Annotated in this window: 8 protein-coding genes; 2 read left to right on the top strand and 6 right to left on the bottom strand. The window is 36.5% G+C overall.

Annotated features, from left to right (window positions below):
• The first annotated feature begins 81 nt into the window (after positions 1–81).
• The gene (gene ggt / locus LIV57_RS19445) at positions 82–1,770 is read left to right on the top strand and encodes a gamma-glutamyltransferase (protein ID WP_227943927.1); all 1,689 of its coding nucleotides are present in this window, start codon (positions 82–84) and stop codon (positions 1,768–1,770) included.
• Positions 1,771–1,940: 170 nt separating this feature from the next.
• Positions 1,941–3,221, top strand: a complete 1,281-nt coding sequence (locus LIV57_RS19450) for a dicarboxylate/amino acid:cation symporter (protein WP_227943928.1) — start codon at positions 1,941–1,943, stop codon at positions 3,219–3,221.
• A 172-nt stretch (positions 3,222–3,393) separates the two neighbouring features.
• Here LIV57_RS19450 and LIV57_RS19455 read toward each other — a convergent pair whose 3' ends face one another.
• The 6 genes from LIV57_RS19455 to gyrB all read right to left on the bottom strand — a co-directional run bounded on the left by LIV57_RS19455 (position 3,394) and on the right by gyrB (position 11,872).
• Complete coding sequence (locus LIV57_RS19455; RefSeq protein WP_227943967.1) at positions 3,394–4,245, bottom strand: diacylglycerol/lipid kinase family protein; 852 nt, start codon at positions 4,243–4,245, stop codon at positions 3,394–3,396.
• Between the two features lie 43 nt (positions 4,246–4,288).
• A complete protein-coding gene (locus tag LIV57_RS19460) occupies positions 4,289–5,113 on the bottom strand; it encodes an RsiV family protein (protein ID WP_227943929.1) in 825 nt (274 codons plus the stop codon).
• A gap of 91 nt (positions 5,114–5,204) precedes the next feature.
• A complete protein-coding gene (locus LIV57_RS19465; protein WP_227943930.1) occupies positions 5,205–7,139 on the bottom strand; it encodes a transglutaminase-like domain-containing protein in 1,935 nt (644 codons plus the stop codon).
• 2 nt (positions 7,140–7,141) lie between these two features.
• On the bottom strand, positions 7,142–9,034 hold the full coding sequence (locus LIV57_RS19470; RefSeq protein WP_227943931.1) for a DUF3857 domain-containing protein: 1,893 nt from the start codon (positions 9,032–9,034) through the stop codon (positions 7,142–7,144).
• 399 nt (positions 9,035–9,433) lie between these two features.
• On the bottom strand, positions 9,434–9,856 hold the full coding sequence (locus LIV57_RS19475) for a DUF5684 domain-containing protein (protein ID WP_227943932.1): 423 nt from the start codon (positions 9,854–9,856) through the stop codon (positions 9,434–9,436).
• An 81-nt stretch (positions 9,857–9,937) separates the two neighbouring features.
• A complete protein-coding gene (gene gyrB, locus LIV57_RS19480; protein ID WP_227943933.1) occupies positions 9,938–11,872 on the bottom strand; it encodes a DNA topoisomerase (ATP-hydrolyzing) subunit B in 1,935 nt (644 codons plus the stop codon).
• Positions 11,873–12,005: the final 133 nt, after the last annotated feature.

Below are 12,005 nucleotides of genomic sequence, written 5' to 3' on the forward strand. Positions count from 1 at the left end.
TGTATAATTTTCATACCTCTAATAAAAACAGCCATTTACACAAAAAATTCAATAATTTTGTCCTAAGAAAAAAACAATCATATGAAGAAGATTTTAATTGCTTCGATGCTTTTGGCTGCACAGCTCAGCTGGGCACAATTTACTGACATCAATATTATCAAAGAAGTACAGGTAAAAAAGAAAGGTGTTGTAGTCTCTGCACATCCGTTAGCCAGTGAAGCAGGAGCCAAAATCTTAAAGATGGGCGGAAATGCCTACGATGCTGTTACCGCAACACAATATGCTCTTGCTGTAGTGTATCCGCAGGCCGGAAACATCGGTGGCGGAGGATTTCTGGTAGGCGTAAAGAATAATGGTGAAAAATTCACACTGGATTACAGGGAAACAGCTCCGAAAAAGGCTTCCCGTGATATGTATATTGATGAAAAAGGAAAGGCAGATACAGATTTATCCCAGAACGGCAGACTTGCAGTAGGCATCCCGGGAAGCGTAGCAGGATTTTTTGCTACGTTGAAATATTGTAAACTTCCTATGGAAAAGATTATTCAGCCCGCCATTGATCTTGCTGAAAAAGGATTTGCCATCACAGATAAAGAGGCAGAAATGCTGAATAACCAAAGGGAAAAATTCCAGAAACATAATAAATCTTCTATCATTTTCGTGAAGGATACTCCATGGAAAGCCGGAGATCTATTGGTTCAAAAAGATTTAGCTGAAACTTTGAAACTGATCCAGAAACAGGGAGCTAAAGGTTTTTATGAAGGAAAAACAGCTGAACTTTTAGTTGCTGAAATGAAAAGAGGGAACGGAATCATCACATTAGAAGATCTTAAAAACTATAAAGTTGCTGAGAGAAAAGCATTGGAATTTGATTACAAAGGAAACGATGTTGTCACCATGCCTTTACCATCAAGCGGCGGAGTACTACTTGCCCAGATGCTCAGAATGGCCAGTTTTGAAAACCTTGAAAAATATCAGCAGAACTCAACAAAAGCAGTTCAGATTATGGCTGAAGCAGAAAGAAGAGCGTTCGCAGACAGGGCTGAATATATGGGTGACCCGGATTTTATTCAGGACAAGACCTCTTACCTGATCTCTGATGATTATCTGAAAGGGAGATGGAAAAGCTTTAGTTTTGACAAAGCGACACCAAGTGCAGAAGTCGGTAAAATCATAGCACAACCGAAAGAATCGATGCAGACCACACATATTTCCGTATTGGATAAGGATGGAAATGCAGCTTCTGTAACCACGACTCTTAACGGATATTACGGAAGTAAAGTTTTAGTTACGGGAGCAGGATTCTTTTTAAATAATGAGATGGATGACTTTTCAATCAAACCCGGAGTACCGAATATGTTCGGAGCTGTGGGTGGAGAGGCCAATTCAATACAGCCCAACAAGAGAATGCTTTCTTCAATGACGCCAACGATTATTCTTAAGAATGGAAAACCTTTTATGGTTGTGGGAACTCCCGGAGGCACTACAATACCGACTTCAGTATACCAATCCATTGTGAATGTGGTTGATTTTAAACTCAATGCAAACATGTCGGTCAATGCACCAAAATTCCACCACCAATGGCTTCCTGAAACCATAACGGTTGAAAATAATTTTCCGGAAAGTACTATTTCTGAACTGAAAAGTAAGAATTACGTCATTGAAAAGACGAAGTACATCGGAAAAACAGAAATGATTGTTCTTGATGAAAACGGAAATATCCATGCTGTGGCAGACGGCCGTGGAGATGATTCTGTAGCAGTGGAATAAACTACATATTAATATATAGAAATAGAGTCAGGGCTTCATTCTTCGAATGAAGCCCTGACTTTTTAATCAATCTATCAAATAAGTTCAACAGATTCTTTTGAATGACTTTTGTCATGTTTTCAGATAAATTTTCTTAATTTTCGCCCTTAAAAAAACAAAACGACTGTTCTTTGAAAGCAAAAAAAATACACAATCAGCTTTATTTCCAGGTGATTATCGCCATCATTGCGGGTATTCTTCTTGGGAAATTTTACCCTGAATTGGGAGAAAAGATGAAACCATTGGGGGATGGATTCATCAAATTGGTAAAAATGATTATCGCTCCGGTAATTTTTATAACCCTTACTTTAGGAATTGCCCACATGACCGATTTGAAAAAAGTAGGCAGAATTGCAATCAAGGCAATGATCTATTTTTTTACCTTTTCAACTCTGGCTCTTATCATCGGATTAGTGGTAGGAAATATTCTGCAGCCGGGACATGGTTTGAACATTGATCCTGCTACCCTTTCGGGTGATGTTTCACAATACCAGGCAAAAGCTCATGAATCTACTCTTACAGGTTTTATTATGAATATTATTCCGGAGACATTATTCAGCCCTTTGGTGGGTGATAATATCCTGCAGGTTCTTCTGGTTGCTATTTTAATGGGAGTTGCTTTGGTTTTAACAAAAGAAAAGAGCCAGAAAGTAACTGATTTTCTACAGGATTTGTCGACTCCGGTATTTAAAATCGTCCATATGCTCATGAAACTTGCCCCGATAGGAGCTTTCGGTGCTATGGCCTTTACCATCGGAAAATATGGACTTCATTCTGTACTGAATCTTATATTCCTGGTAGGAACCTTTTATATCACGTCTATCCTTTTTGTGGTCCTGGTACTGGGAGCGGTGACATGGTATAACGGATTTAATATTTTCAAACTTCTTTTTTATCTTAAGGAAGAGCTTCTTCTCGTTCTGGGCACAAGCTCTTCAGAGTCTGCCCTACCGGGAATTATGGAAAAACTTGAAAAAGCCGGCTGCTCACGGGCTATTGTAGGCCTTGTAGTTCCTACCGGATATTCTTTCAATCTTGACGGAACAAATATTTATATGACACTGGCCTCTCTCTTTATTGCACAGGCATTAAATATTCATCTTCCTCTGGAAAAGCAACTGATGCTTCTTTTGGTAGCCATGTTAAGTTCAAAAGGTGCAGCTGGTGTCACAGGTGCCGGGTTTGTTACGCTTGCAGCAACGCTGGCCGTAGTTCCTGAAATTCCGATTGCAGGAATGACTTTAATTCTTGGAATTGATAAGTTCATGAGCGAATGCAGAGCTTTAACCAATGTCATTGGAAATTCCGTAGCTACAGTTGTAGTGGCCAACTGGGAAAAACAACTTGATAAAAAACAGCTTCAATACTGTCTGGAACATCCGGCTGAAGTTGAAAAGAAACTGGAAGTGTAGATAGGTGGCAGATGGCAGGTTTTAGGCTGCAGGGAATAGGAATAGAATTCAAGGTTCAAGGTTTAAGGTTTAAGATTGTGTGTAAAACGTAACTCGAAATAAACCGAACTCGCAGCCAAACAACCAGTAACTGGTAAACCCGAAACAGATTAACCCACACCAGTAACTGGCTTTAAATCAAAATGTTCAAACTTGAAGGCTGTACTTTAACATGAATTGGTGATTTTATCTTATTGAATTCACCGTCAAGATGCCAGTTTTTGGTATTGACTTTAAATGATATTTCAGAGACCGGAAGATAGGTTACGTATTCATCATCTTTCAGCCTTTTGGTAAACATCCTGAAAGCAAAGAGCGCAGAATACGTTAAAGGAAACTTTTTCACCAAAACCATGTCAACCAGCCCGTCACTTTTACTGGCTTTTGGTGCAATATAGGCGTTGTTACCAAACTGCCGGGTATTGGCGATGTTCATCATCAGATATCTGCCGTTATACTGCTGATATTCCTCATCAAAAAACTTCACTTTGATCGGTTTGTAATTGAAGAAGGTTTTCAGAGAAACTTTGATATAGTTTTTGAATCCACGGCTTGTTTTTTCAAACTCTTTAACCACTTTACCGTCAAAACCTGTTCCCGAAACATTGATGGAAAGCCTGTCGTTCACGGTAAATGTATCGATCTTTCTGGAATTTTTTGCTTTTATTTTTTCTAAAAGTTCATCCAGATTTTTACTGAATTGTGTTTCATTGGAAAAACCGTTTCCTGAACCTGCCGGGAAAATTGCGAGAATTTTCTCTGTATAAATAAGGTTCCTGGCTACTGTAGAAATGGTACCATCCCCTCCTATTGCCACAAAAATATCTACCTTTCCGAAGTGAGACTGGATAAATTCATCTGTCCCGGGAATAGATTCTGACACATAATACAGAGGATTGTTAACCTTTGCTTTAAGTTCGTTCAAAAACGGCTGATAGTTTTTTTTGGCCGAAAAAGGATTGATAATAAAAGCTACTTTGTCCATTACCGCAAAATTAAAAAATGCTTCCTGAACTGGAAGCATTAATTTACTTAATTTTCATTCTTTCTTTAAATTCTGCATTTAATGTGCCTTTCAGGTCTTCCCATGAAACCGGAATGGTAATATCTCCGGCAGCAAAAGCAGCAATTTCATAGGGACTGTAGTGAAAATACAGGTTTTTATCATCAAAATAAAAGTTATCAGATGCCGGAATTTTATCTACTAAAAGCATTTCTGAGTTTTTCACTTCTCCGTCACCATCCATCGTACCACTATTCATTTTATCGATATTCTTCATCAGAATGGCTTCAATTTTATTTTTAGGCATTGAAGTAATGTCTTTCAATTCTAATTTTTTGCTGTTTTTCAGATCAAAAACTCTTTCTGAGAAGCCATAATTATCATGTGCTCCACCTTCATATCCGCTTCCCACATATTGGATATGCATATAACCGTTGGTGTTGGAAATAAGATTCATATGTGAGCTTGAATACCAGTTTTGAGCATAAGTAACATCTGAAGCCCAGTCTTTATTATCATTTTTTACAGAATTGAAATAACTATTTTTTTCATTATCCAGATAAGCCTGAAGACCAGCTTTGGAAAAGTCTTTAATTTTTTCATTCTGAAAATAGATGCTGTCCAGTAGTTTTTTATCTTTTAAAGAAGGGAAAACCAACAGTTTTGAAGTGTAACTTACTTTTAAGGAGTCTGTAATTTTTGTAGAATCATTGACTTTCACAGAGTCCACTACAAATTCTTCAGTCGCTTTATTTTCTGTTTTTTCTGCTTGCCCTGCCTTTTCATTTTTTTTACAGGCCGTAACTGCCAGGAAAGAAGATAATGCTATAACAGCAATCGTATTTTTCATAATTTATTTTTTAAGTATATATACAAAAACCATTCAAAAGATGAATGGTTTTGGAAAAAAATATATTTTTTTACTCAGATCACGTCAGACATTACTTTTTAACAAGACTGATTACCTGGTTTTCAAATTTCGAAGCGACGCCCCAGATTTGTTTAAATGCAGGATAATACTCTTTCGGATAATCTGAACTGTTAATTTTTGTTGTGGTCGTTACCTCCAGCTTATTTCCTTTTTGTACGATAGAATAGGTGTATTCTACTTCTTTATCTTCTGTGACAATCTTTTTTTCTTTAGGCATTTCCTCAATCACGTATCCTTCCGGAATTTCAAGAGTTACTTTTTTTACTTTTGTGATCGGTGATCCAAAATCGATAGGATACTGTCTTACTTCCGTCTGATCAAATTCATTGGAACTTTTGTTTAAAAACAGCATAGGATTAATGATCATTTTCTTCCCTACTCTGTCAATCAGGTTGGGAGAAGAGAATTTCATACTGCTTTCAAAGTCTCCATTTTCTAAGACTTTTGAATCGATATCCGTAAAGTCCATGGAGAAGTTTTCCTTGTATTGTTTTTTGTATTTCTCAGCATTATCGTCATAGCTGTCTTTTACATACATTGCGTAGGCGCCGGTATCTCTGTCAGAATACGTTCCTGAAATACTTCCGTCGTCATTGATTTTACCATTGACTGTAAGGAAAGTATTACTTGACTTCACATTGGCCATTTGAATCAGAAGAGTCTTGTCTTTGGTGACTAAAATTCCATACTGATTCCAGTTTTTAAGAGGAATCTCATCCAGAGAAGATTGTTTTGAAGTGGCATCATAGATATGCAGCTGGTCATCAATACTGATCGCTGCTAATACAAAATTCATATTGGAAATATTAGGCGAAACCAGGTTGATTAACCCGTTTTCCACTGTAGAAATTACCAACGGATCAGCTTTAAGACCTGCTTCGCGAAGCATCATCACAAGAAAAAGATTGATTTCTGCAGCGTTCCCGACTTTAGTTTCCAACAGTTTCCTGATGCCATCTTCTGTGTAGATTCCTTTATCTTTATTCCAGGTAAAGGTCTTTTGAACATAGGAAAAAATAGCATTTGCCTTTTCAAGATCTGTTTTCATTTCTGAAATTCCTGCCGGCATGTTTTCTTTTGCCAGTTTTGTTCTTTTCAGTTCTCCTCCAAAATCTTCACTTTCATACAATCTCTTCCCAATCTGATCCCATGAGGAAGAATACAGCTTGAGCTCTCCGAAATTTGTAGAATTCAGCTCAGCACTGATTTTTGTTCTGAAGTTTCTGTCATTTCTTACAAATTTTTCAGTTTTAAAGCCTTTCAGATTTTCATAAGCAAATCTGTAGGTTCTGTATTGTGCACCATATAGGTATCTTTCCTCCATCTCTCTGTACTTAGGAGTAATTCCCCCTGTATAATTTACGTTATATGACATATTAATCGGAGTATCAAAAACGTATTCTGTATTCAGAGAAGGCGTGTCGGATTCTATCAATACTTCAGGAATCATAAATCTGAACGGAGATACAATTTCGTATTGATATTCCAGGATTGACCCGTTTTTCACACCTGGAAATGCAAATTTTGTGAGAGTAACATATTTATTCTCTTTACTTTTATATTGAGAACTCTTTTCTACTTTTACAGGAACAGAATTTCCATTTTCAAGATTATAAGTAAAAGCCTTGAATTTACCTAGTGATTCTCTGTTTGAACCGATATTATAGATAGGGATTTCGAGATTCAGCCAATCTTCAGCCTTATCTTTATCATAAATCTTAACTCTGTAAAAATATCTTTTATGCAGATTACCGGTATTGTTATCGATCATAAAATAAGCAGATTTATACAAGATCTCTGCAGGAGCATTTTCATCCAGTAATGATTTGGTTTTAGACAAATCTGCATCATTAAATTTCGGAGGATTAAGAAATTCATATTTCTTCTGAGCATTTACCAGTATTGTGCCGGCTGAGCAAAGAAGCAATACTATTATTTTTTTCATGGTTATATTTTTGTTATTAAAATTTTTGAATTATCCATATTCAGGATCTTTTTTCTGAAACTGATATAGTCATTGTACTTTTCTTTTGGATACAGCCCTTTATTAATCTGTATTTTTCTGATCACTTTTACCTGATCATCACTTTTAACAAAGCTTAGCTTATAAGATCCGAACTCGGAAGTAATGCTTGCGTTATCCGGAGTTTCATCAACTTTATATCCTAAAGGAAGAACAAAGGCAATTTCATATTCATCCTCATAAGACATGCCTACTTCAAAAGGAAGCTCACGGTTTTCATCAGTTTTAAAGACTGCATCATTAAAAATAGGTACCGATCTGAACAACATGCTGTTTCCAGCTTTTTTAGAGAAATTATTGGTTTTAAAATCCAGATCATAGGTAATAACGGCATTGTCTCTGTCGTTATTAAAATTTTTCATTTCAACTTTTTCAAAGTTCAGGATATTAAACCTTTCTTTAACTGCATCATTCTTTTCTTTAGGATTAAGGTTGGCAAATCTCAGATTATCATCATATTGATTTCCGGTATAAGAAAAGTTACCGGTGCCGATAATACTATTATCCTCATTAAGATTAACTCTCAATGTTTGTTTTTCTTTATTCTGTTCTGCTTTATACACCGGTGTATTGATCAGTTCGATTCCTTTCGGAGTCACAGCAAGTACATTTCTGTCGGTAGTACTGTAATTTAAATGGTTAAAAGCAATTTGCTGAGAGGTATTTTCAAGCCATATATTTCCTTTTTCTGTTGGAACCATAAGAATAATATGATTTCCTCCCATAGAAGGAAATTCGGGATCAAAAGAAACCTGTGACCGACTGGAGGTAATGATGCAATAATTGGAAGGAATCCCTGCTTCATTCAGAAGAACTTTCATATAATTCGTAAGCCCCTTGCAATCTCCATAGCCTTTTTTCTGAACCTCATCCGGCATCATAGGCTGCCATCCACCTATTCCCAAAGCCACAGCAATATATCGGCTTTTGTTCTGCATGTACTGATAGATTTTCTTTACTTTATCTTCTACAGATCCCTGTAATTGTAAAGAGGCTACCTCAGCTTTAATAGCAGGAGTAGATACAGAAACAGGTACCAAAAGATCATTGTAAATCCAGGTTCCGAAATCTGTCCAGTTATTCAAAGTTCCCTGTTTCCCTGCAAGGCTGAATTTTGTAAGTGCAAAGTTGACCGCAGGTAAGATTTTAACAGGCTCTGGAATCATAAAAGCATCGTCAATAGCAGGTACATTTTTGTATGAATAGGTTTTATCATTTCCACTACCGCTTTCTATCACAGAGGTATAATTGTATTTTGAAGGGTAAATTTTAGATCTGAGTTCTATTCCAGAAGTGTTAACGATTTTAAACTGTGCTTCTTCAAGAGATATTTTAGTAGAAGTAAAAGGTACAAAATCCGGGATAAAAACAGTATCCTCATCTTCCGCTTCATAGGAAAAATCAATAGTATAAGGATATTGCACCGGTGTATATGAATAAACCAATATCCTGTTATCAGAATAAAAAACTCCCTGAGGATTGTTGGCTACGTCTTTAAAATCAGATTTTGAAACACTTTTAATTTTTTTACCGGCCTCATCGTAAATCGTAAGTTTTATGTTTGAAATACTTTTTGATTTATCATAAGGGATGTAAGCTACTGCCTCATCGTCACCGTCTTTATTTAAGACTGTAATTACCTTATTTTTCTGATATTTTATTTCATCAACTTTATTGATCTGAACGGTTGTAAAATCTTTCCGGATTACAACACTAGCGTTTTTCTTTAAATTCTCAGGAATGGCAGAGGCAGGATAGCTCTGTGCGAAATATAATGAGGCGGTAGATAAAGCCCCCAGTACTAATATTTTCATCATCGTTATTAATATTATACAAAAATAATAAAATCTTAATAACTGTTAAAAAAAATACAAAAGGCTTCAACATGTGAAGCCTTCAACCTAATACTTAAAAAGTACAGTTTTTAATGTACTTATAAGGTAATGAACACATTATCAACTTTTCATTGCTTATTTCTGAAAAGTTATAACAGAATATTTATATTCATTCTATATTGAAATAAGAATATATATTCTGTAACATGAAGGGATAAACTTCATATTGTCTGCACTCAAATTTATAATAATTTACAATCCATATGATTCAAATACTGTAGAATTAATAATAACGGGAAGTACAATTAATTCTACAATTCTATAGATGATCAATAAAAAAAAGACTTCATTGCTGAAGTCTTTTCATTTTTTTCTTTCTATTTAATCATTCGGGACCAGTTTACTGTCAAAACGATCACTTCCCAATCCCAATACAGGAATAAAAATAAATCCGAAAAGGAGAATCAGAATGGTGTACAGAGGTGTATCTTTCGCAAAGCCTTTGGCAAGTCTGTCATATACCACCCAGCATGCATAAATGTTTACCAGTGGAATAAAGAAAAGAATGATCCACCAAATCGGTTTTTTCACAATTTCCAGTAATACGATTGTGTTGTAAATAGGAATAAAGGCAGCCCAGGCATCTTGTCTTCCTGCTTTCTGGAAAATTTTGTACATGCAATATCCATAGAATATATAGCAAAGCAGTCCGAAGAACATTGTTCCGATCCCTAATCCTGCAGCAACTGCACCAGAAGCCGCATCTGCTCCGTTGTAAGGATCTGTTTGTAAAAGAGTTAACATATTATTGTTTTTTTGGTTTATCCAAATATAAAAAAAGCTTCTAAATAATCAGAAGCTTTTTTATTATATTTTTAAAAAGGTTTATGCATCAATTTTTGCATATTTCGCATTTTTCTCGATAAATTCTCTTCTTGGCGGAACTTCATCTCCCATCAGCATTGAGAAAATACTGTCTGCTTCCACTGCATTATCAATGGTTACCTGCTTCAGAATTCTGTGTTCAGGATTCAATGTAGTTTCCCACAGCTGTTCAGGGTTCATCTCTCCAAGACCTTTGTAACGTTGTACCTCTACTCCTTTTCCGTCCGGAGACATTTCTAAAGTAAACTCCTCACGCTCTTTTTCGTTATAAGCATATACTTTTTTGTTTCCTTTCTTTAAAAGATATAAAGGTGGTTGAGCGATATAGATATAACCGTTCTCAATAAGTTCCTTCATATATCTGAAGAAGAAAGTAAGAATCAGTGTTGAAATGTGAGATCCGTCAATATCGGCATCGGTCATAATCACGATCTTGTGGTATCTTAATTTTGCCAGGTTCAATGCTTTGCTGTCTTCCTCAGTTCCCACAGAAACCCCAAGAGCAGTATAGATATTTCTGATCTCTTCATTATCATATACTTTGTGAAGCATAGATTTCTCTACGTTCAGAATTTTACCTCTTAACGGAAGGATAGCCTGGAAGTGTCTGTCTCTTCCCTGCTTAGCCGTACCCCCTGCGGAATCTCCCTCTACAAGGAAGATTTCAGATTCTGCCGGATCTTTTGATGAACAGTCTGATAATTTCCCTGGAAGACCGGAACCTCCCATCGGAGATTTTCTCTGAACCATTTCACGGGCTTTTTTTGCAGCCTGTCTTGCTTTTGCAGCCAAAACCACCTTCTGAACGATCTGTTTCGCTTCATTTGGGTTCTCTTCAAGGAAATTCGTAAGCATTTCCCCTACAATTTTATCTACAGCTCCGGAAACTTCAGAGTTTCCTAATTTTGTTTTAGTCTGTCCTTCAAACTGAGGTTCCATTACTTTTACAGAAACTACAGCTGTTAATCCTTCACGGAAATCATCTCCTGTAACTTCTACTTTCTCTTTCTGTGGAATTCCTAAATCATCAGCATATTTTTTAAGGGTTCTCGTCAAAGCACGTCTGAAACCTGCAAGATGAGTTCCTCCTTCATGAGTGTTGATGTTGTTTACGTAAGAGTGAAGATTTTCGTTGAAAGAAGTGTTATAACGCATTGCTACTTCTACCGGGATATCATCTCTTTCTCCTTCCATGAAGATCACATGCTCCATGATAGATTCACGGTTACCATCGATGTAAGCAACGAATTCTTTTAATCCGCCTTCAGAATGGAAAACTTCTGAACGGAAAGATCCGTCTTCCAGTTTTTCTCTTTCATCCGTTAAAGTAATGGTAATTCCTTTATTAAGATAAGAAAGTTCTCTTAAACGGCTTGCTAATGTATCGTAATTATAAATTAGTTCTGTAAAGATGGTATCATCCGGCTGGAAAAACTGCTTGGTACCTCTTTTTTCGCTGTGACCAATCTCCTCAACACCTGTCTGGGCTTTTCCTCTTGAATAAATCTGCTGGTAAACGTTTCCGTCTCTGTAAACAGTAGTGATCATCTCATTGGAAAGAGCATTCACACACGAAACCCCAACTCCGTGAAGACCTCCTGAAACCTTATAAGAGTCTTTGTCAAACTTACCTCCGGCTCCAATTTTTGTCATTACCACTTCAAGGGCAGATTTCTGCTCTTTTTCGTGGAAATCAACCGGGATACCTCTACCGTTATCACTTACCTCAATTCCGTTTCCTTCCTTGATGCTAACGAAGATCGTGTCGCAGTACCCTGCCAATGCCTCGTCAATAGAGTTATCTACTACTTCATAAACCAAGTGGTGAAGTCCTCTGACTCCTACATCACCAATGTACATTGAAGGACGCATACGAACGTGTTCCATTCCTTCCAATGCCTGAATACTACTAGCTGTATATTGTTTTTGACTCATATTAAAAATTAAAAATCCTGCTATATGCAAAGACTCACAAATATCGTGATTTTTTTCGAGGTATGAAAGTTAAAAAGTGTCAAAAAAATGTGGAGTTTTCTTTAGAAAAACATAAGGATTAGTGAGCCGGTAA

The organism is Chryseobacterium sp. X308 (genome assembly GCF_020733145.1).
GTDB lineage: Bacteria > Bacteroidota > Bacteroidia > Flavobacteriales > Weeksellaceae > Chryseobacterium > Chryseobacterium cupriresistens.

Bases quoted from the DNA above. Each gene is read 5' to 3' on its own strand.
- ggt (WP_227943927.1), top strand. From the start codon at position 82: ATGAAGAAGATTTTAATTGCTTCGATGCTTTTGGCTGCACAGCTCAGC.
- LIV57_RS19455 (WP_227943967.1), bottom strand. From the start codon at position 4,245: ATGGACAAAGTAGCTTTTATTATCAATCCTTTTTCGGCCAAAAAAAAC.
- LIV57_RS19460 (WP_227943929.1), bottom strand. From the start codon at position 5,113: ATGAAAAATACGATTGCTGTTATAGCATTATCTTCTTTCCTGGCAGTT.
- LIV57_RS19465 (WP_227943930.1), bottom strand. From the start codon at position 7,139: ATGAAAAAAATAATAGTATTGCTTCTTTGCTCAGCCGGCACAATACTG.
- LIV57_RS19470 (WP_227943931.1), bottom strand. From the start codon at position 9,034: ATGATGAAAATATTAGTACTGGGGGCTTTATCTACCGCCTCATTATAT.
- LIV57_RS19475 (WP_227943932.1), bottom strand. From the start codon at position 9,856: ATGTTAACTCTTTTACAAACAGATCCTTACAACGGAGCAGATGCGGCT.
- gyrB (WP_227943933.1), bottom strand. From the start codon at position 11,872: ATGAGTCAAAAACAATATACAGCTAGTAGTATTCAGGCATTGGAAGGA.